22 protein-coding genes are annotated in these 25046 nt (G+C 72.4%); 12 read left to right on the forward strand and 10 right to left on the reverse strand.

Going from position 1 to position 25046, the window contains the following annotated elements; translation table 11 throughout:
• Window positions 1-63 precede the first annotated feature (63 nt).
• A complete protein-coding gene (locus tag ACZ66S_RS16105; RefSeq protein WP_469902145.1) occupies window positions 64-1104 on the reverse strand; it encodes a DUF2637 domain-containing protein in 1041 nt (346 codons plus the stop codon).
• A 313-nt stretch (window positions 1105-1417) separates the two neighbouring features.
• Window positions 1418-2299 (reverse strand): (2Fe-2S)-binding protein, encoded by an 882-nt coding sequence (locus ACZ66S_RS16110; protein ID WP_469902146.1) that lies wholly within the window; start codon window positions 2297-2299, stop codon window positions 1418-1420.
• A 163-nt stretch (window positions 2300-2462) separates the two neighbouring features.
• Between ACZ66S_RS16110 and ACZ66S_RS16115 the strand changes: the two genes are divergently transcribed.
• Window positions 2463-3269, forward strand: a complete 807-nt coding sequence (locus ACZ66S_RS16115; protein WP_469902147.1) for a GntR family transcriptional regulator — start codon at window positions 2463-2465, stop codon at window positions 3267-3269.
• A 196-nt stretch (window positions 3270-3465) separates the two neighbouring features.
• Here ACZ66S_RS16115 and ACZ66S_RS16120 read toward each other — a convergent pair whose 3' ends face one another.
• Together ACZ66S_RS16120 and ACZ66S_RS16125 are read right to left on the reverse strand one after the other, a co-directional pair.
• On the reverse strand, window positions 3466-4239 hold the full coding sequence (locus ACZ66S_RS16120; RefSeq protein WP_469902148.1) for a hypothetical protein: 774 nt from the start codon (window positions 4237-4239) through the stop codon (window positions 3466-3468).
• A gap of 127 nt (window positions 4240-4366) precedes the next feature.
• Complete coding sequence (locus ACZ66S_RS16125; protein WP_469902149.1) at window positions 4367-6040, reverse strand: PucR family transcriptional regulator; 1674 nt, start codon at window positions 6038-6040, stop codon at window positions 4367-4369.
• A gap of 345 nt (window positions 6041-6385) precedes the next feature.
• Between ACZ66S_RS16125 and ACZ66S_RS16130 the strand changes: the two genes are divergently transcribed.
• From ACZ66S_RS16130 to ACZ66S_RS16150, 5 genes are all read left to right on the forward strand, one after another.
• Window positions 6386-7276, forward strand: coding sequence for an FAD binding domain-containing protein (locus ACZ66S_RS16130; RefSeq protein WP_469902150.1), 891 nt, complete (start codon window positions 6386-6388; stop codon window positions 7274-7276).
• On the forward strand, window positions 7276-7845 hold the full coding sequence (locus ACZ66S_RS16135; RefSeq protein ID WP_469902151.1) for a (2Fe-2S)-binding protein: 570 nt from the start codon (window positions 7276-7278) through the stop codon (window positions 7843-7845). The genes ACZ66S_RS16130 and ACZ66S_RS16135 overlap by 1 nt, the downstream gene beginning before the upstream one ends.
• 1 nt (window position 7846) lies before the next feature.
• Window positions 7847-10237: a xanthine dehydrogenase family protein molybdopterin-binding subunit gene (locus ACZ66S_RS16140; RefSeq protein ID WP_469902152.1), complete on the forward strand. Its 2391-nt coding sequence runs from the start codon at window positions 7847-7849 to the stop codon at window positions 10235-10237.
• Between the two features lie 171 nt (window positions 10238-10408).
• Entirely contained in the window at window positions 10409-11866 is a 1458-nt protein-coding gene (locus tag ACZ66S_RS16145; protein WP_469902153.1) for an NCS2 family permease, read from the forward strand.
• A gap of 46 nt (window positions 11867-11912) precedes the next feature.
• Window positions 11913-13067: an XdhC family protein gene (locus ACZ66S_RS16150; protein WP_469902154.1), complete on the forward strand. Its 1155-nt coding sequence runs from the start codon at window positions 11913-11915 to the stop codon at window positions 13065-13067.
• Here the strand turns inward: ACZ66S_RS16150 and ACZ66S_RS16155 are convergent.
• Both ACZ66S_RS16155 and ACZ66S_RS16160 read right to left on the reverse strand, forming a co-directional pair.
• A complete protein-coding gene (locus tag ACZ66S_RS16155) occupies window positions 13019-14332 on the reverse strand; it encodes a lanthionine synthetase LanC family protein (RefSeq protein WP_469902155.1) in 1314 nt (437 codons plus the stop codon). The genes ACZ66S_RS16150 and ACZ66S_RS16155 overlap by 49 nt on opposite strands.
• A gap of 22 nt (window positions 14333-14354) precedes the next feature.
• Complete coding sequence (locus tag ACZ66S_RS16160) at window positions 14355-14786, reverse strand: SRPBCC family protein (RefSeq protein WP_469902156.1); 432 nt, start codon at window positions 14784-14786, stop codon at window positions 14355-14357.
• 157 nt (window positions 14787-14943) lie between these two features.
• Between ACZ66S_RS16160 and ACZ66S_RS16165 the strand changes: the two genes are divergently transcribed.
• Complete coding sequence (locus ACZ66S_RS16165; RefSeq protein ID WP_469902157.1) at window positions 14944-15516, forward strand: HAD-IIIA family hydrolase; 573 nt, start codon at window positions 14944-14946, stop codon at window positions 15514-15516.
• Between the two features lie 3 nt (window positions 15517-15519).
• Here the strand turns inward: ACZ66S_RS16165 and ACZ66S_RS16170 are convergent, their stop codons facing one another.
• Entirely contained in the window at window positions 15520-15831 is a 312-nt protein-coding gene (locus ACZ66S_RS16170; RefSeq protein ID WP_469902158.1) for a DUF3040 domain-containing protein, read from the reverse strand.
• Between the two features lie 77 nt (window positions 15832-15908).
• Window positions 15909-17357 carry a family 43 glycosylhydrolase gene (locus tag ACZ66S_RS16175; RefSeq protein WP_469902159.1) on the reverse strand — a complete coding sequence of 483 codons (1449 nt, stop codon included), beginning with the start codon at window positions 17355-17357 and terminating at the stop codon, window positions 15909-15911.
• 294 nt (window positions 17358-17651) lie between these two features.
• Here ACZ66S_RS16175 and ACZ66S_RS16180 point away from each other — a divergent pair, with 294 nt between their 5' ends.
• The gene (locus ACZ66S_RS16180; RefSeq protein ID WP_469902160.1) at window positions 17652-18503 is read left to right on the forward strand and encodes an isocitrate lyase/PEP mutase family protein; all 852 of its coding nucleotides are present in this window, start codon (window positions 17652-17654) and stop codon (window positions 18501-18503) included.
• On the opposite strand, the gene ACZ66S_RS16185 is transcribed toward ACZ66S_RS16180, so the two are convergent.
• Window positions 18478-19089, reverse strand: a complete 612-nt coding sequence (locus ACZ66S_RS16185; protein ID WP_469902161.1) for an MTB12 C-terminal domain-containing protein — start codon at window positions 19087-19089, stop codon at window positions 18478-18480. The genes ACZ66S_RS16180 and ACZ66S_RS16185 overlap by 26 nt on opposite strands.
• 511 nt (window positions 19090-19600) lie before the next feature.
• Complete coding sequence (locus ACZ66S_RS16190; RefSeq protein WP_469902403.1) at window positions 19601-19825, reverse strand: twin-arginine translocase TatA/TatE family subunit; 225 nt, start codon at window positions 19823-19825, stop codon at window positions 19601-19603.
• Window positions 19826-20078: 253 nt separating this feature from the next.
• Here ACZ66S_RS16190 and ACZ66S_RS16195 point away from each other — a divergent pair, with 253 nt between their 5' ends.
• The 4 genes from ACZ66S_RS16195 (at window position 20079) to ACZ66S_RS16210 (ending at window position 24934) form a co-directional block, all read left to right on the forward strand.
• Window positions 20079-21398, forward strand: a complete 1320-nt coding sequence (locus ACZ66S_RS16195) for a hemolysin family protein (protein ID WP_469902162.1) — start codon at window positions 20079-20081, stop codon at window positions 21396-21398.
• Window positions 21395-22417, forward strand: coding sequence for a hemolysin family protein (locus tag ACZ66S_RS16200; protein WP_469902163.1), 1023 nt, complete (start codon window positions 21395-21397; stop codon window positions 22415-22417). The genes ACZ66S_RS16195 and ACZ66S_RS16200 overlap by 4 nt, the downstream gene beginning before the upstream one ends.
• A 169-nt stretch (window positions 22418-22586) precedes the next feature.
• The gene (locus ACZ66S_RS16205) at window positions 22587-23909 is read left to right on the forward strand and encodes a hemolysin family protein (protein ID WP_469902164.1); all 1323 of its coding nucleotides are present in this window, start codon (window positions 22587-22589) and stop codon (window positions 23907-23909) included.
• Window positions 23906-24934, forward strand: a complete 1029-nt coding sequence (locus ACZ66S_RS16210) for a hemolysin family protein (RefSeq protein WP_469902165.1) — start codon at window positions 23906-23908, stop codon at window positions 24932-24934. The genes ACZ66S_RS16205 and ACZ66S_RS16210 overlap by 4 nt, the downstream gene beginning before the upstream one ends.
• Window positions 24935-25046: the final 112 nt, after the last annotated feature.

The raw sequence follows: 25046 nt of genomic DNA on the forward strand, positions 1-25046 counted from the left end.
TCACGCCCCCTTCCCATGGGGCTCCGGCCTTCCGGCCGCGCCCCTCAGGCCTCGGCCTTCGCCTCAGCCGAACTGCTGCTCAAGATCCTTGAGCTTGCGCTCCAGCGAGTCGAGACGCGGCAGGGCCATTGTGTCGTCCTCCGCGGTGAGGTCGACGGAGTGCGATTCGGAGCCGCCGCGGACCGGCTGGAGCGAGGGACGCTGGCGCACGGGCAGCGGCTCCGGGTTGGATATCGCAGGCTCCGCGGAGGCCCGCTCCAGGGCGGCGGCCGGCGGCTGCTGCTCCAACTGGCGCCCGCCGCCCCGGCCGACGAAGCCGCGGTGGCCCCGGCTGATCGCCTTGAGCTGCGCCCGCTCGACCCGCTCCTGCTCGCGGCGGCGAAGACGGGCCGCCTCCTTCTGACGCTTGTCCTCACGGACCTCGTCGACCGCCTCGTCGAGGCTGCGCACGTTCTCCAGCAGCATCAGCGACCAGGCCCTGTACGTCTCACGCGGCGCCCTCAGCCAGCGGACGATGCGGATCTGGGGCAGCGGACGCGGCACCAGACCCTGCTCGCGCAGCGCGGCCCGGCGGGTCTGCTTCAGCGCGCGGTCGAACAGGACGGCCGCCGAGAGGGACATGCCGGAGAAGAACTGGGGCGCGCCGTCGTGCCCGAAACCCCTGGGCGCGTGCACCCAGTTGAACCAGGCCGCGGCACCCGCGAACGTCCACACCAGTATCCGGGAGCCGAGCGCGGCGTCACCGTGGCTGGCCTCGCGCACGGCGAGGACGGAGCAGAACATGGCCGCGCCGTCCAGGCCGAACGGAACCAGGTACTCCCAGCCGTTGGAGAGGCCGAGGTTCTCCTGGCCGAAGCCCACCAGACCGTGGAAGGAGAGGGCGGCGGCGACCGCCGCACAGCAGAAGAGGAGGACGTAGGAGGCGGTGCCGTATATGGCCTCCTTGCGCCTGCGGCGCTCCTCGCTGCGTTCCCACGAGTCGTCTTTCGCGTGCTCCCCGCCGGACCGCTTGCTCCGCGCGAGCACCGCTACCGCCGCCAGCATGCCCAGGAGCAGTACGGCGCCCGGAAGCAACCAGTTCAGCGATATGTCGGTCAGTCTCATCTGGGGTCCCTTGCATTGGGATAGGGCGTAACGCCCGCCATAGTGGCCCAATCCCAACGGCCCTCAGGCGTTTTCGGGGCAAGAGGCCGCCAAGGAAGTGCAAGGGGTTGCCCAGGGCGGCTTTCTGCTCGAACTGCCGCTTGAGGGGCGGGAGTTGAGTTCGAATAAGACTACCCGTACGGGTGGTTCCACGGAAAGTTCCTGCGCCAGGTGAGGAAGTTGTGAATCACCTGTAACCGAACGGGCGTCCCAGTCGGCGTTGATCTTACGGGACGCGGGAACGGGCTCGGTGCCGGGGTCCCCTGAGGGGGCCTCAACTCGCTGCGGCCGCCGTCAGCTTGGCGATCCGGTCGCTGTCACAGGTGCGCGGACAGGTCACGCAGGTGTCGTCCGGGGCCAGCGTGTAGTACATGCAGCAGCTCACCCGGTCCCGGGTGCGCAGCGGCCCGCCGTCCGGACCGACGAGCACACGGAAGGCGGGGGAGCCGGCGTACGGCTTCGTCGTGCCGGGCAGCAGGAGCTCCAGGGCGTGCTCGGCCCGGCGCTTCTCGTGCTCGCCGAGGAGCTCGGCGACGTACCAGAGGCCCTCGACGATCTCGTCGGTCACCATGCCCCACAGGGCCCTGCCGCGGCGGCGCATGCGCGGGCCGAAGGCGGTGAGGAGCGGTTCCATGTGCTCGGCGATCGCCTCCCGCAGCTCGGCGCGCAGGGCCTCCTCGTCGGGGACCGTGTACGCGCCCGGCAGGGCGGCGGCCGGGTCGTCCGGGAGGCAGGCGAAGGCGCCGGGGTGGACCGCGAGGGACATCGGGCCCCGGGTGCGGTCGTAGGAGACCTGGGCGACGGGGTAGCGGGGGACCCGGCGGTGCAGGAACCAGGGGGCGGTGAACAGGAGGCAGGCGGGCCAGGCGTAGCGGTGCAGGCCGAAGCCGGCGATCACGTCCGGGCGGCCCTTGCGGGCGTTGTCCCGGAGGACCTGTTCGTCGTCCCAGGCGAGGAAGGCGTCCAGTGCGGTCGCGCTGCCGGCGAGGTCGGCGGCGGTGACCCAGCCGTCGGTGGCCGGGAGAGGGGTCTGCGCGGGCAGCTCCGTCACCGTGAGCACCGGGAGGGCCTCGGTCACGCGCGCGTAGGCGTCGGTGACCGCCGAACGGACGGCGACAGGGGAAGCCGAACGGGGGGCGGGCAGCAGTGCGGGCATGCGGGGCCACCGATTCACGGTCGTCTGGACTCGGGAGGTAAGCCTTACCTTACCCAAGAAGTCCGGGATTTGAACTGGAGCCTTCTGCGCCTAAGGTGCTTGACGGGTGAGTAACAACCTGCCGTTAATGACCCCAAGTACTGACACGTCCGGAGGAGGGCCCGTGAAGCAGGGTGCGCAGGGCTCCACCGGGACGGAGGGTGCCGGGCGGGACGCGGACCGGGGCGCGGGCGCGGTACGGGTGCCGCCGCAGACACGGGCCACCGGCGCGGCGCGGGCCCGGGTCGAGGAGGATTCCGGGGCGCGGGGCGAGCACACCCACAGCGAGGTGCCGTTCCCCCGTCCCGTGGTGCAGCGGGCCTCGGTGCGCGGGCAGATCCTCGACGCCCTGCGTACCGCGCTGGTCGCGGGGGACCTGCGGCCCGGTGAGGTGTACTCGGCGCCCGCCCTCGGCGAACGGTTCGGGGTGTCGGCGACACCCGTGCGCGAGGCCATGCAGCAGCTCGCGCTGGAGGGGGCCGTCGAGGTCGTCCCCAACCGCGGGTTCCGGGTGGTCGAGCGGGGGGCCCGGGAACTGGCCGAACTGGCCGAGGTGCGGGCGCTGATCGAGGTGCCGGTGGTGCTTCGACTGGCGCGGAGCGTGTCGGTGGAGCGGTGGGCGGAGTTGCGGCCGGTGGCGGAGGCGACCGTGCGCGCCGCGTCCTCGGGGTGCCCGGCGACCTATGCGGAGGCCGACCGGACGTTCCACCGCGCGGTGCTGCTGCTGTCGGGGAACGAGCAACTGGTCCAGATATCCGAGGACTTGCACCGTCGGTCCCAGTGGCCGCTGGTGGGCGGGCCCGTCGCACGGGGGCGGGCCGACCTGATCGCGGACGCAGCCGAACACACGGCCCTGCTGGACGCGTTGATCGCGCGGGATCTGGATGTGGTGCGAGGGCTGGTCGGAGGGCACTTCGCCGGTGGCGCCTGAGCGGCGGATGGGGTGTCGTTCGGCTGCGGGTCCGGTGGGGGCGGGCGTTGTGCGCGGTTCCCCGCGCCCCTGATCCACGGCGGACGCACGGTGACCGCAACTCCTTCAGGGGCGCGGGGAACCGCGCGACCAGCCCCCACCGCCCCGCAGCCGCCCGACAACCTCACCCGGCACCCCCTGACGCGCCCCCGTCACCTCACGCCGTGGCCGCCGGCGGGGTCAACTGCCGTGCCAGCCAGGTGGGTACACCCCCCAGCAGCCGGTACAACCGCCGTGCCTCCTCGCGCAGTCGGGACGCCTCGGGTTCCACCTCCGCGTCCGCCAGCGAGGCCAGGGCCGGGGCCGTGCCCACCAGGTAGCCCAACTCCTCCCGGATCCGCAGCGATTCGGCGAAGCCGTGCCGCGCCTCGGCCAACTCGCCCTCCCGCAGGGACAGTCCGGCCAGGTGGCGCCATGTGAAGGACAGCAGCAGCGGGTCCGACTGGGCCGTGGCGCCCGCGTGGGCGCGGCGGTAGGCCGCCCGGGCCGCCTGCGGGGCGTGGGTCAGGTTCTCCGCCAGCAGGCCCCGGCGGAAGTCCAGCAGGGCCCGTCCCGCCGCCCCCGGAGGGATCAGCGCCGCCGCGCGGCCCAGGGCCGCCCGCGCCTCGTCCGCGCGGTCCCGGACCCCGTGGAGCGTCGAGGCGTACGCAAGTTGCCCCCGTTCACAAGCGGCCGCTCCCCGCTCCTCGTCGCTGTGGGCCAGCGCCTCGGCGGTGCGCAGCGCGTCCTCCGCCTCCGGCCAGCCCTGCTCCGTGTACAGGCAGCGTTCCACCAGCAGTGCGGCTCTCTGCAGGGCCGCCTGTGCGGTGACCGGTTGGAGCAGCGCGGCCGCGTCGGCCCAGCAGGCTCTCGAGCGCAGCCGCCATACCGCGGTCTGGAGTGGATCGTCACCGGCGGTCGTTCCGTTACCAGACATGGCGGTATGCGCCACGTTGCCCTCCCCGAGCGCGCCGTCGAGCTTTGAGTGGTGGCGGCATCTCAGCACGAAACGACGGGCCTGGCCAAGGGGGTGGGTGAAGGAATTCACAAAGTCGTGGGAGTCCGGGGGCCCACAGGTCTCAGCTCATCCGCAGCGCCAGGAAGAAATCCAGCTTGTCCTCGAGGCGCGAGAGGTCCCGGCCCGTCAACTGCTCGATCCGTCCGACGCGGTAGCGCAGCGTGTTGACGTGCAGGTGGAGGCGGGTCGCGCAGCGGGTCCAGGAGCCGTCGCAGTCGAGGAAGGCCTCCAGGGTGGGAATCAGCTCGGCCCGGTGGCGGCGGTCGTAGTCGCGGAGCGGGTCGAGAAGGCGGGCCGTGAACGCGCGGCGCACGTCGTCGGGCACGAACGGCAGCAGCAGCACGTGCGAGGCCAGTTCCTGGTGGCCCGCCGCGCAGACCCGGCCGACGCGGGCCGCCGCCACCCTGCGGGCGTGGCGGGCCTCCTCCAGGGCGCCTCTGAGGCCCTCCGCCGAGTGGACCGACGCGCTGACGCCCAGGGTGACCCGGCCGTCGTCGTCCAGACCGGCCGACAGGGGGTCGCGGACCGCCTCCAGGAGGGCGTCCGCGAGGATGCCGGACTCCGAGCCGTCGTGCTCGGCCGAGACCGCGGGGAGCGGGACCAGCGCGATCGCCTCGTCACCCGTGTGGGCCACCGCGATGCGGTCGGAGGGCTCGGGGCCGGTGGCCGACGGGTCCACCAGGATCTCCTCCAGGAGGGTCTGGGCCATCGGGCCGCCCTCCAGCTCACCGCCCTCCCATTCCACCCTCGCCACCACGACCTGCCAGTGCGGGGCCGCCCCCAGACCCGGCAGGAGCACCGGCGCGGCGACCCGCAGCCGGGCGGCGATCTCGGCGGGTGCCGCGCCCGTCTGGACCAGCTCCAGGACCTCCTGGGCCAGCCGGCGGCGGACCGTGCGGGCGGCGTCCCTGCGGTCCCGCTCCACCGAGATGAGCTGGGTGACGCCCTGAAGCAGGTCCAGGCGCTCCTCCGGCCAGTCCCCGGCGTCCGCCTCCACCGCCAGCAGCCAGTCGGACAGCACGGTCTCGCGCACGTCCCGGGAGCCCTGCGGGGAGCGGCCGCTGCTGCGGACCGGGAAAAGGGAGTACGCCGACGGGCCGAGCGTGACCCGGTGGGGGCCCCGGCGGCCGGTGCGGGCCGCCGCCAGGTGTTCCGCCGCGAGCTTCGCGCAGGTGTCCGCCGGCAGGCCGGGCCCCGCGACCTTCGGGCCGGCGATCAGCCGGCCTGTCGGGGACAGGACCCAGGCGCGCAGGTCCAGGTCGGAGCCCAGGAGGTCGAGGACCACGTCCGGGCCACCGCCCGCCGGGCCCGACGTCATCATGCGGCGGTGGCGGTCCACCACGGCCGCCAGGTCGCCCGCGCGCTCGCCGGAGACCTGCCGTACGACGTGCTCGGTGATGGTCGCGAAGGCCACCGACTCGTGCACCGCGAACAGCGGGAGGCGGTGCCGGGCGCAGGCGACGACCAGGTCCTCCGGGACATCGCCCAGCTCCGCCTCGCCGGCCGCCAGCGCCACCACACCGGACTGCACGAGGAGCCGTACGAACGGCTCCGAGTCAGCCGCGTCCCGGCGCCAGGCGAGGCCCGTCAGGACCACCTCTCCGCCCGAGAGATAGCGGCTCGGGTCGCGCAGGTCGGTGGTCATCACACCGCGCACGGTGCGGTCCAGTTCGTCCTCGCCGCCGAGCAGCCGCAGGCCCAGCGCGTCGGTGTCCAGCAGTGCGCGCAGCCGCATTCTCGTCGCCGCCGTTCTTTGTCTCGAAATCTACGATGGAGAAGGGGTCCGGTGGGGTGGGGGAGCGGCTCGTGCCGCCGCCGGGGCTGTGTCCCAGGTCACGTGGGCTGTGCCGCACGTTTCCGCAGGAAAACATGGAGGTTGCTGAGCCCCTCTGTTCATACGAATCTACAAGATGCCGGTCCCGACCAGCCAACTCCTTCATGGTTTCCGTGACTGACCCCGTTGGAGCACACCGCTGTGTACTGGCTCCACTCCACGTGAACAGCACATGAACGAGCCGGGCCCGCCGCACACGATCTGGCTCGATCCGTACGACCCTCAAGACGAAGAAGAGAGCCGGTCATGGACTTCCTTCGCCCCGCCAGTTGGGAGGAGGCGCTCGCCGCCAAGGCTGAGCACCCCACCGCTGTGCCCATCGCGGGCGGCACCGACGTGATGGTCGAGATCAACTTCGACCATCGGCGGCCCGAGTACCTGCTCGACCTGAACCGCATCGGGGACCTCACCGAGTGGGAGGTCGGCGAGGACACCGTGCGGCTGGGCGCCTCCGTGCCGTACACCCACATCATGGAGCACCTGCGCGGTGAGCTCCCGGGTCTGGCCCTGGCCTCGCACACGGTGGCCTCCCCGCAGATCCGCAACCGCGGCGGTGTCGGCGGCAACCTCGGCACCGCGTCCCCGGCCGGTGACGCCCACCCCGCCCTCCTCGCGGCCGGCGCCGAGGTGGAGGTCGAGTCGGTGCGCGGAGCGCGGCGCATCCCGATCGACGAGTTCTACACCGGCGTGAAGCGCAACGCGCTGGCCGCCGACGAGCTCATCCGCGCCGTGCACATCAAGAAGGCCGACGGACCCCAGCAGTACTCCAAGGTCGGCACGCGCAACGCCATGGTCATCGCCGTGTGCGCCTTCGGGCTCGCGCTGCACCCGGGGACGCGGACCGTGCGGACGGGGATCGGCTCGGCCGCCCCCACCCCCGTGCGGGCCAAGGCCGCCGAGGACTTCCTGAACGCGGCTCTCGAAGAGGGCGGGTTCTGGGACAACGGCAAGATCATCACCCCTTCGGTCGCCAAGCAGTTCGCGGACCTGTGCGCCGCCTCCTGCAACCCGATCGACGACGTGCGGGGCACGGCGAGCTACCGCCGGCACGCGGTCGGCATCATGGCCCGCCGCACGCTGACCTGGACCTGGGAGTCGTACCGCGGCACCGCCGCCACCACGGAGGGAGCTGCGTAATGCGCGTCAACTTCACTGTCAACGGACGGCCGCAGGAGGCCGACGACGTGTGGGAGGGCGAGTCCCTGCTGTACGTGCTGCGCGAGCGGCTCGGGCTGCCCGGCTCCAAGAACGCCTGCGAGCAGGGCGAGTGCGGGTCCTGCACGGTCCGCCTCGACGGTGTCCCGGTGTGCTCGTGCCTGGTCGCCGCCGGACAGGTCGAGGGCCGCGAGGTCGTCACCGTCGAGGGGCTCGCGGACTACGCGAAACAGCGGTCCTGCGGTTCCGCCTGCGGGACCTCGCTCCAGGACGCCCAGGACTGGGCCGCCAAGGGGCAGGACTCCCAGACCGGCGAGGGCACCGAACTCTCCCCGATCCAGCAGGCGTTCATCGACGCCGGCGCCGTCCAGTGCGGCTTCTGCACCCCGGGGCTGCTGGTCGCCGCCGACGAGATGCTGGAGCGCCACCCCAACCCGAGCGACGCGGACATCCGTGAGGCGCTGTCGGGCAACCTGTGCCGCTGCACCGGCTACGAGAAGATCATGGACGCGGTCCGCCTGGCGGCCGCCCGGCAGGGAGAGGCGGTTTGACGTGTCCACTCCCAACGGCACCCCCACCAAGATCACCCAGGGTTCGCAGACCAAGGGCGGCATCGGCGAGTCCACGCTCCGCCCCGACGGCACCCTCAAGGTCACCGGCGAGTTCGCGTACTCGTCCGACATGTGGCACGAGGACATGCTCTGGGGCCAGATCCTCCGCTCGCCCGTCGCCCACGCCGAGATCGTGTCGATCGACACCGGCGAGGCCCTCGCGCTGCCGGGCGTGTACGCCGTCATGACGTACGACGACCTGCCGACCGAGGTGAGGAACTACGGTCTGGAGATCCAGGACACCCCCGTGCTCGCCCACGGCAGGGTCCGGCACCACGGCGAGCCGGTCGCGATCGTCGCCGCCGACCACCCGGAGACCGCCCGCCGCGCCGCCGCGAAGATCAAGGTGGAGTACCGCGAGCTGCCCGTCGTCACCGACGAGGCCTCCGCGACCGCCCCCGACGCGATCCTGATCCACGAGAACCGCGACGACCACCACATCGGGCACGTCCCGCACCCCAACATCGTGCACCGGCAGCCGATCGTCCGAGGCGACGCCGAGGAGGCCGCGAAGAGGGCCGACTTCGTCGTCCGGGGCGAGTACACCTTCGGCATGCAGGACCAGGCCTTCCTCGGCCCCGAGTCGGGTCTCGCGGTGCCGGACGAGGACGGCGGCGTCCACCTCTACATCGCCACCCAGTGGCTGCACTCCGACCTGCGGCAGATCGCGCCCGTCCTCGGACTGCCCGAGAGCAAAGTGCGCATGACGCTGTCCGGCGTCGGCGGGGCCTTCGGCGGCCGCGAGGACCTGTCGATGCAGATCCACGCCTGTCTGCTGGCGCTGCGCACCGGCAAGCCCGTCAAGATCGTCTACAACCGCTTCGAGTCCTTCTTCGGACACGTCCACCGCCACCCGGCCAAGCTGTACTACGAGCACGGGGCCACCCGCGACGGCAAGTTGACCCACGTCAAGTGCCGGATCGTCCTCGACGGCGGCGCCTACGCCTCCGCCTCCCCGGCCGTGGTCGGCAACGCCTCCTCGCTGTCGATCGGACCGTACGTCGTCGACGACGTGGACATCGAGGCCATCGCGCTCTACACCAACAACCCGCCCTGCGGCGCCATGCGCGGCTTCGGCGCGGTCCAGGCGTGCTTCGCCTACGAGGCGCAGATGGACAAGCTGGCCGACGCGGTGGGCCTGGACCGGGTGGAGTTCCGGCAGCTCAACGCCATGGAACAGGGCACGATCATGCCGACGGGCCAGCCCGTCGACTCCCCGGCCCCGGTCGCCGAACTCCTGCGCCGCGTCAAGGCGATGCCCCTGCCGCCGGAGCAGCAGTGGCTCGCGGCCGGCGAGGAGGCCGACGTACGGCAACTGCCGGGCGGGCTGTCCAACACCACCCACGGTGAAGGCGTCGTGCGCGGCATCGGCTACGCGGTCGGCATCAAGAACGTCGGCTTCTCCGAGGGCTTCGACGACTACTCCACCGCCAAGGTGCGCATGGAGGTCGTCGGCGGCGAGCCCGTCGCCACCGTGCACACCGCCATGGCGGAGGTCGGCCAGGGCGGCGTCACCGTCCACGCGCAGATCGCCCGCACCGAGCTCGGTGTCACCCAGGTGACCATCCACCCGGCGGACACCCAGGTGGGCTCGGCCGGTTCGACCTCGGCCTCGCGGCAGACGTACGTCACCGGCGGCGCCGTCAAGAACTCCTGCGAGCTCGTCCGGGAGAAGGTCCTGGAGCTCGGGCGCCGCAAGTTCGGCTCCTACCACCCCGCCTGGGCCACCGCCGAACTGCTCCTGGAGGGCGGCAAGGTCGTCACCGACGGCGGCGAGGTCCTCGCGGACCTGGTCGACGTGCTGGAGGGCGAGAGCGTCGAGGTCGAGGCGGAGTGGCGGCACCGGCCCACCGAGGCCTTCGACCTGCGCACCGGGCAGGGCTTCGGACACGTCCAGTACTCCTTCGCCGCCCACCGCGCGGTCGTCGAGGTCGACACCGAGCTCGGCCTGGTCAAGGTGATCGAGCTGGCCTGCGCGCAGGACGTCGGCAAGGCGCTGAACCCGCTGTCCGTCATCGGCCAGATCCAGGGCGGCACGACCCAGGGCCTGGGCGTCGCGGTGATGGAGGAGATCATCGTCGACCCGAAGACGGCGAAGGTCAGGAACCCCTCCTTCACGGACTACCTGATCCCCACGATCCTCGACACGCCGACCATCCCCGTCGACGTGCTCGAACTCGCCGACGACCACGCGCCGTACGGGCTGCGCGGCATCGGTGAGGCACCCACCCTGTCCTCGACCCCGGCCGTCCTCGCGGCGATCCGCAACGCGACGGGGCTGGAGCTCAACAGGACGCCGGTACGCCCGGAACACCTCACGGGCACGGCCTAGCAAGTCCCTCCGGGCGGCACCGGGAACGTCACACCTCGCCGCGCCGCCCGGAGTACCCCGTTCGTTCGTCTCGGGCCGTCCCCCGGGTCGTGCGGCCGTAGCACCTTCCCAAATCCCGCAGCCGCAGAGGCGGTTGACGGGTGCCCCTGTGAACCTTGGGAGTAGGCCCACATGACCCAGCAGTCACTGGAGCCGGCGACCGTCGCCGACGACGCGGGAGAAGGCACCCGCGTCCCGGCCGGCAGGTCCTGGCTCGACCGGTACTTCCACATATCCCGGCGAGGATCCACGGTCGCGCGTGAACTGCGCGGCGGCGTCACCACCTTCATGGCGATGGCGTACATCCTCCTGCTCAACCCCCTGATCCTGTCCGGCAAGGACGTGGCGGGGGACACCCTCGGCCAGAAGGCGCTCATCACCGCGACGGCGTTCGCGGCGGCCTTCACCACGCTGCTCATGGGCTTCTTCGGCAAGGTGCCGCTCGCCCTCGCCGCCGGCCTCTCCGTCTCCGGCGTACTGTCCTCGCAGGTGGCACCCGCGATGACCTGGCCGCAGGCCATGGGCATGTGCGTGATGTACGGCGTGGTCATCATGCTGCTGGTCGTCACCGGCCTGCGCGAGATGATCATGAACGCGATCCCGCTGGCCCTCAAGCACGCGATCACCATGGGCATCGGCCTGTTCGTCGCCCTGATCGGCTTCTACAAGGCCGGCTTCGTGCACCAGGGCAAGGCGACCCCGGTGACCCTCGGCCCGACGGGCGAACTCGCGGGCTGGCCCGTCCTGTTGTTCGCCGCCACCCTCCTCGCGATCTTCATGCTCCAGGCCCGGGGCATCCCCGGCGCCATCCTGATCGGCATCCTCGGCGGGACCGTCCTGGCCGTCGTCCTCAACGCCGCCGGGGCCGTCGACCCGAAGCAGTGGGCCAGCGGCGCCCCCGAACTGCACGGCAGCGCGGTCTCCATGCCGGACTTCTCGATCTTCGGGAAGGTCGAGTTCGGCGGCTGGGGCGAGGTCGGCGCGATGACGGTCGGCATGATCGTGTTCACGCTGGTGCTCGCCGGGTTCTTCGACGCGATGGCCACCATCATCGGCGTCGGCACCGAGGCGAAGCTCGCCGACGAGCAGGGCCGGATGCCGGGCCTGTCCAAGGCGCTGTTCATCGACGGCGCGGGCGGGGCGATCGGCGGAGTGGCCGGCGCCTCCGGGCAGACCGTGTTCGTCGAGTCGGCGACCGGAGTGGGCGAGGGCGCCCGCACCGGACTGTCCTCCGTCGTCACCGGACTGTTCTTCGCGGCCTGTCTGTTCTTCACCCCGCTCACGGCGATCGTGCCGGGCGAGGTCGCGGCCGCCGCCCTCGTGGTGATCGGCGCCATGATGATGATGAACGCCCGGCACGTCGACTGGGCCGACCGCGCCACCGCGATCCCGGTCTTCCTGACCGTCGTGATCATGCCGTTCACCTACTCGATCACCGCGGGTGTCGCCGCGGGCGTCATCTCCTACGTCGCGATCAAGGTCGCGCAGGGCAGGGCCCGGGAGATCGGCGCCTTCATGTGGGGACTGACGGCGATCTTCCTGGTGTACTACGCCCTCAACCCGATCGAGAGCTGGATGGGCGTGCACTAGCCGCCCGAAGGAACCCGTACGCACCCGCTGTTAAGGAGACCGAGACATGCTGGACATCGCCGACGAGCTGCACCGGTGGGTCGAGCAGGGACGTGACTTCGCCGTGGCCACCGTGGTGGCCGTCGGCGGCAGCGCACCTCGCCGGCCCGGCGCCGCCCTCGCGGTGGACGCCGACGGCACGGCGATCGGCTCGGTCTCCGGCGGCTGCGTGGAAGGCGCGGTGTACGCACTGTGCCAACAGGCCCTGGACGACGGGGAGTCGGTCCTCGAACGCTTCGGCTACAGCGACGAGGACGCCTTCGCCGTGGGCCTGACCTGCGGTGGTGTCATCGACATCCTCGTCACCCCGGTCCGGGCCGGCGATCTTGTCCGTCCCGTCGTCGCGGCGGCGCTCGAAGCGGCGGCGGGGGGCCGGGCGGCGGCGCTCGCGCGGATCGTCTCCGGACCGCGCGAACTTGTCGGCCGCGCCCTCGTCGTGGACCCCGAACACCCCTCCGGACACGGCGGCTTCGGCGCCCGTCCCGAGCTGGACCGCACCGTCGCCGCCGAGGTCGGCGCGTTCCTCGACGCGGGCCGCACCGGCACCCTGGAGATCGGCGAACAGGGCTCGCGCTGCGGAGCCCCGCTCACCGTGCTCGTCGAGTCCTCCGTGCCACCGCCCCGGATGATCGTGTTCGGCGCGATCGACTTCGCGTCGGCGCTGGTGCGGATCGGGAAGTTCCTCGGCTACCGGGTCACCGTGTGCGACGCGCGTCCCGTCTTCGCGACCGAGGCACGCTTCCCGGACGCCGACGAGATAGTCGTCGAGTGGCCGCACCGGTACCTGGAGCGCACCGAGGTCGACTCCCGGACCGTCCTGTGCGTCCTCACCCACGACGCCAAGTTCGACGTCCCCCTGCTGCAACGGGCCCTCAGGCTCCCGGTCGCCTACGTGGGCGCCATGGGCTCCCGCCGCACCCACCTCGACCGCAACGAACGCCTCCGCGCGGTCGGCGTGACCGAACTGGAGCTGGCACGGCTGCGGTCACCCATCGGCCTGGACCTCGGCGCCCGTACGCCCGAGGAGACGGCCCTGTCCATCGCCGCCGAGATCGTCGCGGCCCGGCGGGGCGGCAGCGGGGTCTCCCTGACCGGCGCGCACACGCCGATCCATCACGACGCGACGTCGGTACCGGCCCGGCGGATCGGCTCGGTGGCCTGAGCCGACACCTGGGGCTGGTCCGGCCACGCGAAGGCGTACCTCGGATCACCGCCCCGGCTCAGCCGCACGAACCGCAGCAGTTCCCGTACGACGCCCGCGGCGCCCTGCGCCCAGCCCGTGCCGGGTTCGAGCTCGCTCGGCGTGGCCCGGTGCTCGACGTTGGACCAGCGGGCACCCTCGCCGTCCCGGACCGCGCGGGCGCTGAGGTCGGCGACGAGGGTCAGCGCGAAGTCGTACGCCTCCTGCCGCCCGGTTCGTTCGGCGATCCGGTCGCAGGCCAGGGCGAGGACCCCGGCCGTGCCGCAGCAGCGGGCGTTGTTGTCCCAGAACCCGGGACGCAGCCGCCGCGGCAGGCCCGAGCGGGTGACCGTGTGCCAGCAGCGGTCGGCGAGGACGGCCCAGGCCGGGTCGCCGTCAAGGTCGCGCAGCAGCCGGAACATCTGCGCGTCGCCGGTGGGGCCGTGGCACCAGCCGTAGCTGATCGGCTCGATCAGGTCGGGGAGGAACTGCGGGGTGGAGTGCCGCACCAGGAAGCCGTCGGGGCCGCCCTCGTCACGGGCCACGACGTCCGCGACCCCCGCCAGCGCCAGGTCGACCAGGTCGGCGCGGCCGCTCGCATGGCCGATCCGGGCGAGGGCGTAGGCGATGCCCAGCGTGCCGTGGGACATGTGGTGCATGCGGGCGTCCGTGCCCGGGCGGTGCGGCCAGGTGACGCCCCACCGGGTCTGCTCCGCCGCCCGCGGATAGGGCTCCACCGCGAGGACGGCGAACCCGGGGTCGCCGACCTCCAGAGCAGCCAGGCCGATCCCGCCGTTGCCGCCCATCAGCTCGAACAGCTCGCCCCAGCGCTCCCCGTCGAAGTGCTCCCGCACCAGGGCCATGGTCCGGTCGGCCGCAGTGGCGCAGGCGGTGTCGCCCAGTTCGTCGCCCAGCGTGTGCAGGACCAGGGCCATGCCGGACCGGCCGAAGTACAGCGAGTCGTCCTCGTGGCCGTCGACGGCGGCGGCCACACCGCGCCCCGCGCGCAGGGCCAGGTCGGCGTAGGAGTCGTCGCCGAAGTGCCGCCACGCCTCCAGGAGTACGGCGGCGATCCCGGCCGTGCCGCTGTACAGGGTCGGGTCGGTCTCCTCCCGCGAGGGCGCCGCCGGCCAGGCGAGTCCGCCGGTCTCCGTCTCCCGCGCGGCGGACACCAGCCACCGCAGCCCGTCCGCCGCGAGCTCCTCGACCTCGTCCACCCGTACCGTCGTACCCTCAACCGCCGTCATGGCGCCCACTGTTGCACGTGCTTCAGGTCCCCCGCAGCAGCCGGTTGAGCGTCCGTCCGAACACCGACCGGGCCGCCGCACCCAGCAGGGGCGCGGGGAGCAGGGCCACCCGCAGCTCCTCGCGCCAGATCACGCGCGCCCGGCCGCCGGGACCCGGGTGCACCTCCAGTTCGGCCCAGCCCCGTACCACCCGGCCGCGCTTCTCCAGGCGGCACAGACCCGAGACACCGTCGGCCGGGGGGCGCCAGACCGTGATCTCCATGGGGTCGTCGAAGCCGAGCGGGCCCCATCCCGTACGGGCGACGACGAGCGTGCCCTCGGCCGTCGGCCCGGCCGGCGCGACGGTGACGCGCGTGAGGGGGACGGAGTCGCCGTGGCGGGGCCACTCCGTGAGGCGGCGCCAGGCCTCGTCCTGGGGGAGCGGAGCCGTACGTTCGAGGAGAAAGGTGACCACGAACCGATCTTAGGGAATCCGGCCTGCTCAGCGGGGATCTCACAGCGGTCTCACATACTCGGCGCGGCCCTGTGGAGCGCGCCCGCCCGCATGGACCGGCCCCACCCGGTTACCCGCCAAGGGGAAGAAGTGCACGCGAGAGCCGGGAGGTAGCCGCATGACGCGCGTGCGTACGGTGCTGTTCGACCGCGACAGCATCCTCGCCGAGGACCCGCTCGACCCCGACCAGCTCCGCCCCGTGACCGGTGCCCGGGAAGCACTCGACATGCTGCGCCTGCACGACATCCGCACCGGGTTCGTCGCCCTGCAGCCGGGCATCCGGCACGGCGGGGTCGACGACGCCGACGTACGGGCCGCCAACCGCCGTGTCGACGAACTGCTCGGCCCCTTCGACATCTGGGGGGTGTGCCCGCACGGGCCCGACGACGGCTGCCACTGCCGTCCGCCCGAGCCGGGCCTGATCCTCTGGGCGGCGGGCCGGGTCTGCACCGCGCCGACCGACTGCGCGGTCGTCGGCACCGCCGCGGACGCTGAGGCCGCGTCCCGGGTCGGCGCCCACGGCATCCTCGTACCGGACCAGCGGACCCTGCCGGAGGAGACGGCACGCGCCGGTCATGTGGCGCCGGACGTCCTCACCGCCGTACGCGCCCTGGTCGCCGGGCCGCCGCAGGGGCGGGTCCTGGTCGACGAGCGGCCCATCGAGTCGGCCTTCGGGGACGGCGAGCCGTGAGGCTCAGCGTTCCGTCCAGCGGCACAGCAGACGGAACACCGCGTACAGGGCCAGCGGCCACACGGCCGCGAAGGCCCAGATCACCGCGGGCCGTGACGTGACGATGCCCATCACCATGAGCATGATCGCGGACGTGACCAGCAGACCTGCGGTGAGGCCGTGCGGCCGGTAGTGCACCACCCGGGACAGGTCCGGCCGCCGGCGCAGCCGTCCGGTGCGCAGCCGGCGCTCCAGACGGCGGTCGCGGCGCAGGGCCCGTTCCACCTCGTCCAGTATGCGCTGTTCGTGATCGGGGAGTCGCCGCCCTGTCGTCACTGTCGCTCCTCGGATCCGGAGGGTCCTTCTCCTAGTGCCCGGAGAAGGACCCGCGACACCGTCCGGCCATCGGGGCATCACTGGGCGTGGAAGGTCGCGTCCCCCTTGTCGGTGGCCGTGCTCGGAGTCTGCACGTGGAGCAGGTAGTTGTAGTGCCGGAGGTAGCGGCCCGGGTAATTGGAGGACTCGTACGACACTCCCGCCGAGTCGGCGAGCCCGGCCCGCTGGAAGAAGCTCGCGTCGGAGGCGAACGCCGCCGTCCCGTCGTTCTTCTCCAGCCACACCTCGAAGTTCCTGTGCCGCAGGTAGTAGCCGGGCAGGTTGGCCGCCTCCAGCGAGACCGTGCCGGTGCCGGTCAGACCGCCGACGACCCGGAACTGCGAGTCTGCGAGCGGGGAGACGTTCGCCTCGATCCTCGCGCGGTACTCCCAGTGCCGGACGAAACGGTCCGCGAAGTTGTACGACGAGAAGCGCTTCGGGGTGACGCCGTCGGCGACCGGGATGCCGAAGTCGGGGCTGCCGTCGGCCTTCCAGTAGACCTTCTGCACGCGGGTACGGCGGTTGGGGTCGTTCAGCGGGTCGCCGCTGATGTCCTTGTAGCCGCGGTCGTGGTACACGAGGATGTCCGACCTGCCGTCCTCGGAGACGGTGAAGGAGTTGTGGCCCGGACCGTACTGCGAGGTCGCCGGGCTGGACCGGAACACCGGGCTCTGGCTCTTCGTCCAGGACGCCGGATCGGTCAGGTCGGCCGTCGCGGACGCGGTCAGCATGCCGAGGCAGTAGTTGGCGTCGGTGGCGGACGCCGAGTACGTCATGAAGACCTTGCCGCCGTGCTGGATCAGCGCCGGTCCCTCGTTGACCTTGTACCCGACCGTCTCCCAGGACAGGGTCGGCTGGGACAGCTCCGCCGGAGTCCCCTGGATCGTCCAGGGGTTGGACATCCTCGTGAGGAACAGGCTGGTGTTGTTGTCCTCCGACGGGTTGCGCTGCGCCCACGCCAGATAGCGCGCCCCGTTCACGACGAAGGTCGTCGCGTCCAGCGAGAAGCTCTCCCACGTGGTCCTGATCTGGCCCTTCTCGGTCCAGGTGGCGGTCAGCGGGTTGGCGCCGGTGCCTTCGAGGACGTACATCCTGATCGCCCAGACGTCACTGGTGGACCCGGCGGCGAAGTACACGTACCACTTGCCGTCGATGAAGTGGATCTCCGGCGCCCAGATGTGCGCGCCCATGACCCCGCTGGAGTGCTTGGTCCAGATCGTGGTCTCGGGCGCCGTCGACAGCCCCTGGAGGGTGGTCGCCCGGCGCAGCACGATCCGGTCGTACTCGGGGACGGTGGCGGTGAAGTAGTAGTAGCCGTCGGTGTGTCGGAAGATGTGCGGATCGGCCCGCTTCTCGGCGATCGGGTTGGTGTAGGTCACGGCGGGGGAGTCGGGTACGGCGGCGTGCGCGGTGCCGCCGGGGCCGGCCAACGTGGCCGCCAGACCCACGAACACGGCCACGAGCAGCCGAACCACGGTACGTCTCACGGGAGTTCTCCTGCCCTAGCTGCACGAAATATCGAACGAGGTTCGTAACTTCGGCCAGAAGATAAGGGTGCGTCATGCCCTCGTCAACGCTTTCGTCAAGTGGGGGCGAGCGGGCGGGTGTTCCGATCTCGGCGTTCTGCGTGGTGGTGATGTCACCGGACAGGGCGGTGGCCGCGGGGTGCTCGCCCGTGACCTACGGCGGGGTGTGCACGCGGAAAATGGGCCGCCCCGCGCGGGGCTCCGGCGTACGTTCTCCGGGAGCCCGTCGAGGGGCGGCGGGCCGGGAAGGACCGTGTGGACACCGACAGCCGAGCCAGGGCACAGCGCTTCGCCGAGCTGCACCGGGAGGGCTGCTTTCTGCTCCCCAATGCGTGGGACGTGGGCAGCGCCCGGATCCTGGAGGCGGCCGGGTTCCCGGCCGTGGCGACCACGAGCGCGGGCGTCGCGTTCTCCCTCGGACGGCCCGACCACGACTTCTTCGCTGAGCAGCCGCCCGAGGACCGCGTCGACCGCGACACCATGCTGGGCCGGGTCCGCGAGATCGCGGCCGGGATCGCCGTACCGCTCAGCGCGGACCTGGAGGAGGGGTACGGCGAGTCACCCGAGACCGTCGCCGGCACCGTCGCGGGAGCCCTCGCCGCCGGGGCCGCGGGCGGCAACATCGAGGACTTCACCGGTGACCGCACCCGCCCCCTCCACGACCCCGAGCTCTCCGCCGAGCGGGTCCGGGCCGCCCGCGAGACCCTGGCGGCGGCCGGTGAGCCCTTCGTCCTGGTCGGCCGTACCGACGCGCTTCTGGTCGGGGGCACGCTCGACGAGGCGGTGCGGCGGGCCAACGCCTACCTGGAGGCCGGCGCCGACTGCGCCTTCGTCCCCGGCGCCGCCGACGCGGACACCATCGGCACCCTGGTCCGCGAGATCGACGGCCCGCTCAACGTGGTCATGGGCCTGACCGGCAACGCCCTCTCCCTCGACGACCTGCGCGAACTCGGTGTCCGGCGGGTCACGGTCGGCGGCAGCATCGCCCGGGCCATGTACCGCCATCTGCTCGACGCGGCAAGGGAGTTGGCCGACCTGGGCACCTTCTCCTACGCCGCCGACCAGCTCTCGCAGACGGACCTCAACGACCTGTTCCGGCGGGACTAGGCGACGCCACGGCACAACTCGGCGCCTCGGGCGCGTCCTCGGCGTGCCGTGTCAGCGTGCAGACCGTGCGCAGGGCGACCTTCCAACTCCCGTCCTGGAGTACGGCCGCCCCCGGGCCGCCGGTGTCGAGCCGGTGGTCCTCGCGCGTGAGGTCGTAGGTCACCTCGGCGCGGACGTCCGAGGCGTACGACACGGAGGTCACCTCGGCGCGCAGGCGGCTGCCGCTCGGGTCGCGGAAGAGGTTGTCGATCATCAGGGCGTTCTCGTCGCCGTCCTCGACCACGTCGCTGCGCTGGTCCAGGGAGGACTCCGGGTCGAAGAGGACGGTCCACGCCGCGCGGATGTCCTGCGCGGCCTGCTCCGGGTCCGAGGGCGCGGTCGCGGTCGGGGTTGGGGAGGTGGAGAGCGAGGGGGAGCCCCCGGGCGTGGTCGGGCCCGGAGAGCCGGTGGCGGAAGGCCGGCCCGTGTGAGAGGCCCCCTCGTCACCGTCGCCGCCGCTGTCGCAGGCCCCGGTGAGGACAAGGGCGGCGACAGCCAGGGCCACCGCCCAGGCCCCGCGCCGTGCAGGGGAGTTCGCGCAGCTCATGGCACTCCATCTCCGGGTACGCCGTGTGGCTGGCCTACCCGGAGGCAGCGGATTCATCCAGGACGCGCAGGAAATCCGCTGGCGCGGGGTGGGCGGGGTGCGCGGCGGAACCCGTCGGAGCCGGGGTACGCCGTGGGGAGCACAACGAGGAGTGCTCCGCAGAGCTTCCTGGGTGGCCGAATCCTCGGGCGGGAGGGGCCGCGGCATCCCCGGGACGGGGGGAACGTCTTGGCAACCCGGTGCGCGTGCGCTGAGCGATCCCTGGACGGGATGAGCGACGGCCCCCGTCCGGGACGGGGCGGGGACGTATGCCTAGGGCGCTCGACTCGGCGCTCCCGCACGCCGGGGAAGGCCGAGATCTGCTCGACGTCCCAGCGGCCCGGAGTCACGCGTCGGAGGCACGTCCCGTACCTACGCCGAGAAGGCGATCGACGCGTGGCGCGGGGTGCACCCCAGTCCCCGGGGAGGGGCGTGCCCCCAGCCCCTCGAGTGCGTCCGGGCGTCGGTGTGCTCAGTGGGTGCCGGGCTCCTGCTCGGTGCCCCCGGTGGTTCCGGGCCGGACGACCTCTCCCGGGATGACCTGGGCCTCCGGGCGGCCCTCCCGCGCCGCGCGGGCCTCGGCCTTGAGGATGCGCGCCGACCTGCCCGCCGTACGGGCCAGGTCCGGGCCCTTCTTGGCGGCGATGACCGCTATGACGACGATCAGGATGATCGCGAGCTCGCTCAGTCCGAACATGGAGAAGGCCTCCGTCAGGGTGACGCGGGGGTCGGACGGGATGCCCGCCGGACCGGCAGCGTACATCGCCTCCCGACCTCGGCGTTCTCGCCGGGGAACCGTTCGGTGCGGCTGGACCGCTGTAGATTACTTTGCTCGTCCTTTACTATTGGGGGACCCGCCCCGAGAGAAGGAGCCACAGTCCCGCAATGGGTGAGCCTCCCAGTACCAGCCCCGCCCCACGCCGCCCGACCGGAGAAGCGGGGGTGACCCGGTGACCGAGATCCTTCTGCTGGCGCTGGCCCTGCTCCTCACGCTGGCCTGTGCCGTGTTCGTCGCGGCCGAGTTCTCCCTGACCACCGTCGAGCGCGGTGACCTGGAGCGGGCGGCCGAGGCGGGTGAGCGCGGCGCCGAGGGCGCCCTGCGGGCCGTCCGCCGGCTGACCTTCCAGCTCTCCGGCGCCCAGCTCGGCATCACGGTCACCTCGCTGGTGATCGGCATGCTCGCCGAGCCCTCCCTCGCGGCCCTCCTCAAGGGCCCGCTGCGGGCCGCCGGCCTCGGCTCGGCCGCCGCTCCCGTGGCGACCGCGCTGGGTGTGGCCCTGTCCACCGTCGTGCTGATGGTGATCGGCGAGCTGGTGCCGAAGAACTGGGCGATCTCCCGCCCGCTGGCCGTCGCCAAGGTGGTCGCCGGCCCGCAGAGCGCCTTCACCGCCCTCTTCGGCCCGTTCATCCGCCACCTCAACGGCACCGCGAACCGTTTCGTACGACGCTTCGGCCTGGAGCCCGCCGAGGAGCTCGCCTCCGCCCGCGGCCCCGAGGAACTCGTCGCGCTCGCCGAGCGCTCCGCCGCCGAGGGCGCCCTGGAGGCCGACTCCGCCGAACTCTTCGTACGCACCCTGCACCTGGGCGAGCTGACCGCGGAGAACGTCATGACCCCGCGCGTCGACGTCAAGGCCCTCGAAGCCCACGCGACCGCCGCCGACGCCGCCAACCTCACCCACGCCACCGGCCTGTCCCGCTTCCCCGTCTACCGGAACAGCCTGGACGAGGTCGTCGGCACCGTGCACATCCGTGACGTCCTCGCCCTGGAACCCGGGAAGCGGGCCGTCACCCCGGTCACCGACCTGGCCACCGCACCCCTGCTGGTCCCCGACAGCCTCGCCGCCGACCGGCTCCTGGAGCGGATGCGGGCCGGCCGCACCATGGCCGTCGTCATCGACGAGTACGGCGGCACCGCGGGCGTGGCGACGGTCGAGGACATCGTCGAGGAGGTCGTCGGCGAGGTCCGCGACGAGCACGACCCGGTGGAGGTGCCCGACCTGCGGCCCGCCGGGGAGCGGGCCTGGGAGGCGGAGGGGTCCGTCCGGGTCGACCAGCTCGCCCGGATAGGCCTCACCGCGCCCGAGGGGCCGTACGAGACCGTGGCCGGACTGGTCGCCACCCGTCTCGCGCGCATCCCCGCCAAGGGCGACGACCTGGACGTCGACGGCTGGCGCCTGGAGGTCCTGGACGTCGACCACCACCGCGCCGACCTGATCCGCATCACCGCACCCGCGCGGGTGCCCGCCCAGGCCGGGGAGGAGACCCGGTGACCACCGTCCAACTGCTCGTCGGGGCCCTGACACTCCTGACCAACGCCTTCTTCGTGGGCGGCGAGTTCGCCCTGATCTCCGTGCGCCGCAGCCAGATCGAGCCACGCGCGCGTGACGGCCACAAGCGCGCCCGGATGACCCTGTGGGGTCTCGAACACCTCTCCGCGATGATGGCCACCGCCCAGCTCGGCATCACCGTCTCCTCGCTGGTGCTCGGTGCGGTCGCCGAACCGGCCATCGCGCACCTGCTGGAGCCCGGTTTCGAGGCGGCCCACGTCCCGGACGGCCTGGTCCACCCGATCGCCTTCGTGATCGCCCTGTCGCTCGCCACCTATCTGCACATGCTGATCGGCGAGATGGTCCCGAAGAACATCGCCCTCGCCGCCCCCGTGCCGACCGCGCTGCTGCTCGGACCGCCGCTGGTGGCCCTCACGCGCGCGCTGCGGCCCTTCGTCTTCGGCATCAACGCCTTCGCCAACGCCCTGCTGAAACTGCTGCGCGTCGAGCCCAAGGACGAGGTGGAGTCGGTGTTCACCGACGACCAGCTCGCCCGCATGGTCGTCGACGCCAGCGAGGCCGGACTGCTCTCGCCCGCCGACGGCGAACGGCTGCGGGACGCCCTGGAGCTGGGCACCCGCCCGGTCGGCGAGATCCTCGTGCCGGTCCCGAAGATGCGGACCGTCGACGCCTCGGTCACCCCGGCCCGCCTGGAGCGGGTCGCCGCCGACGCGGGCTACTCCCGCTTCCCCGTCACCGGCCCGTACGGCACCCTGCTCGGCTATCTGCACATCAAGGACACCCTCGGCGTCACCGACCGCGACCGGCCCTTCCCGCGCTCCGCCCTGCACCCGGTCACCCGGGTCCGCATCGACACCCCGCTGGACGACACCCTCACCGCGCTGCGCGCCGACGGGAGCCATCTGGCGGCGGTGACGGGGGAGACCGGGACCGTTCTCGGCTTCGTGACCATGGAGGACGTCCTCACCGAGCTGGTCGGCCCGACGCCGGCCGCCGCGTGACCGCCGGGCGGCCACACCGCCCGGCTGGTAGATCTGGGGAACACCGCCCTCCCTCCAGTCGTCCCCACCGCCCTCGCCCCAGCCGTTCCCACCGCGCACAGCCCTACCGAAGGAGCAAGCCCGTGTCCGCCACACCGACGGACTCCCGCACCACGCGATCGACCGGCCGTTGAGTACCACGAGTGCCGTCCTCGGCCTGCTGGCCGTGTTCCTGCTGACCGCCGGCACCGGCTACTTCGTCGCCCAGGAGTTCGCGTACGTCTCCGCGGACCGGCTCGCCCTGTCCCGCGAGGCGGACGCCGGTGACCGGAAGGCCGCCCGCGCGCTCAAGGTGCTGGAGCGGCTGTCCTTCATGCTCTCCGGCGCCCAGCTCGGTATCACCGTCACCGGTCTGGTCGTCGGCTTCATCGCCGAACCCTCGGTCTCCGCCCTGCTGGAGCCCGCCCTCACCGGGCTGGGCGTCCCCGAGGGGGCCGTCGGCGGGATCTCCGTCGTGCTGGCCTTCGTCCTGGCCACCGTCGTCCAGATGGTCCTCGGCGAGCTGGCTCCGAAGAACCTCGCGATCGCCGTCCCGGAACGGCTAGCCAAGGCCCTCGCCGCCTCCACGCTCGGCTACCTCAAGGTCGTCGGCCCCCTGGTGCGTGTCTTCGACGGGGCGGCCGACCGCCTGCTGCGCACGGCCGGCATCGAACCGGTCGAGGAACTCCACCACGGCGCCACCCTGGAGGAGCTCGGCCACCTCATCGGCGAGTCCCACGAACAGGGCGAACTGCCCCGGGACACCGCCGAACTCCTCGACCACGCCCTGGAGTTCTCCGAGCGCACCCTCGACGAGGTGATGGTGCCGCGCGTCGACGCCGTCTTCGTGCGCAAGGACGCCACCGCCGCCGAGGCCGTGGACCTGATCGCCAAGCACGGCCACTCAACCTACCCCCTCCTCGGCGACCACCCCGACGACATCCCGGGCGTCCTGGGCGTCCGGGAGCTGACGCGCCTGCCGGCCGGCGAGCTGGCCAGGGTCACCGCGGGGGCCCTCGCCCGCACCCCGCTGCTGCTGCCCGACACCCTGCCGCTTCCGGAGGCGGTCGCGCAGATGCGGGAGCGGGACGACGAGTTCGCGGTCGTCCTGGACGAGCACGGCGGGGTCGCCGGCATCGTCACCTACGAGGACATCGCCGAGGAACTGGTCGGTGACATCGCCGACGAGACCGACACCGTCACCGAGATCGCCGTCGCGGACGGCGCCGGCTGGCTGGTGGACGCCGGCCGCCGTCTCGACGAGGTCGCCGAGGCCACCGGTGTGGCCCTGCCCGAGGAGGAGGACTACGACACGGTGGCCGGCCTGATCGTCGACCGGCTGGGCCGCTTCCCGGCGATCGGCGACCGGATCACCGTGGACCTGCCGGGCGGCGGACACGCGGTGATCGACGTACGGACCCTGGACCGGCACGTGCCGGAACGCGTCCGCGTGGAGAGGGTGGATACGGCATGAGCTTTCCTGCGGCGCTCTTCGTCACCGTCCTGCTGCTGATCGGCAGCGGCTTCTTCGTGGCCGCCGAGTTCGCGCTGGTCGCCGCCAAGCGGCACCGCATGGAGCGGGCGGCGGCCGACGGCCGGCGCGGGGCGAAGGCGGCCCTGGCCGGGATGCGCGAGCTGTCCCTCATGCTCGCCGGCGCCCAACTCGGCATCACCGTCTGCACGCTGGGCCTCGGCTCGGTCTCCAAGCCCGCCATCTCCCACGAACTCGACCCGCTGCTGCACGAGGTGGGCCTGCCGAGCGCGCTCAGCTACGGCGTGGCCTTCGTGCTCGCCATGGTCGTCGTGGTGTTCCTGCACATGGTGGTCGGCGAGATGGCCCCCAAGTCCTGGGCGATCGCCCACCCCGAGCGCTCCGCGATGCTCCTCTCACCGCCCTTCCGGGCTGTCGTCAGGACGGTCCGGCCGCTGCTGTCGGTCCTGAACAGGATGAGCAACGCACTGGTACGGCTGTGCCGGGTCACCCCGCGCGACGAGCTGGCCGCCGTGCACAACCGCGAGCAACTCACCCACCTCGTCGAGGAGTCGGAGCGTCTCGGACTGATCAGTGCGGCCGACTCCGAGCTGCTCACCCGGTCGCTCACCGAGCCCGAGACCCCGGTCGGCGACCTCCGCATCCCGGCCGCCGAGATCACCTCGGTGCCCGGCACCGCCGACCTCGACGCCGTCCTGCGCACGGCCGCCGACCACGACCGCACCCGCATGCTGGTCCGCGAGGGCGACCTCGTGCTCGGTTCGCTCCACGCCCGAGACGCCCTGGTCGCCCGCGCCCAGGGCCGCACCGGCACCGCCCGCACCCTGGCCCGCCCGGTCCCGGAACTCACGGAGGACACCAAGGTCGCCGACGCCATCGACCTCCTGCGCCGCAACCGGGCGTCCCTCGCGGTCGTACGGGACACGGCGGGCAGGCTCACGGGAATGGTCACGCTGGACGACCTGCTGGCGCGCTATCTCAGCCGTCCTGAACCCGGACGCACATGAGCGAGGGCGAGGAGATCAGCGCTCTCCTCGCCCTCTTCAACGTATAGCCCACGGGGGGCCTTGCGGCAAGATCCCCTTCGTGCCGCACAATCTCCGTCCGAGCCAGGGAGGG

It is taken from the genome of Streptomyces sp. NPDC107471 (genome assembly GCF_055582845.1).

What these genes read in the sequence shown, in the direction of transcription:
- ACZ66S_RS16155 (WP_469902155.1), bottom strand. Translation starts at nt 14,332, where the DNA reads ATGACGGCGGTTGAGGGTACGACGGTACGGGTGGACGAGGTCGAGGAG.
- ACZ66S_RS16135 (WP_469902151.1), top strand. Translation starts at nt 7,276, where the DNA reads ATGCGCGTCAACTTCACTGTCAACGGACGGCCGCAGGAGGCCGACGAC.
- ACZ66S_RS16145 (WP_469902153.1), top strand. Translation starts at nt 10,409, where the DNA reads ATGACCCAGCAGTCACTGGAGCCGGCGACCGTCGCCGACGACGCGGGA.
- ACZ66S_RS16110 (WP_469902146.1), bottom strand. Translation starts at nt 2,299, where the DNA reads ATGCCCGCACTGCTGCCCGCCCCCCGTTCGGCTTCCCCTGTCGCCGTC.
- ACZ66S_RS16185 (WP_469902161.1), bottom strand. Translation starts at nt 19,089, where the DNA reads ATGAGCTGCGCGAACTCCCCTGCACGGCGCGGGGCCTGGGCGGTGGCC.
- ACZ66S_RS16190 (WP_469902403.1), bottom strand. Translation starts at nt 19,825, where the DNA reads ATGTTCGGACTGAGCGAGCTCGCGATCATCCTGATCGTCGTCATAGCG.
- ACZ66S_RS16165 (WP_469902157.1), top strand. Translation starts at nt 14,944, where the DNA reads ATGACGCGCGTGCGTACGGTGCTGTTCGACCGCGACAGCATCCTCGCC.
- ACZ66S_RS16130 (WP_469902150.1), top strand. Translation starts at nt 6,386, where the DNA reads ATGGACTTCCTTCGCCCCGCCAGTTGGGAGGAGGCGCTCGCCGCCAAG.
- ACZ66S_RS16150 (WP_469902154.1), top strand. Translation starts at nt 11,913, where the DNA reads ATGCTGGACATCGCCGACGAGCTGCACCGGTGGGTCGAGCAGGGACGT.
- ACZ66S_RS16105 (WP_469902145.1), bottom strand. Translation starts at nt 1,104, where the DNA reads ATGAGACTGACCGACATATCGCTGAACTGGTTGCTTCCGGGCGCCGTA.
- ACZ66S_RS16210 (WP_469902165.1), top strand. Translation starts at nt 23,906, where the DNA reads ATGAGCTTTCCTGCGGCGCTCTTCGTCACCGTCCTGCTGCTGATCGGC.
- ACZ66S_RS16125 (WP_469902149.1), bottom strand. Translation starts at nt 6,040, where the DNA reads ATGCGGCTGCGCGCACTGCTGGACACCGACGCGCTGGGCCTGCGGCTG.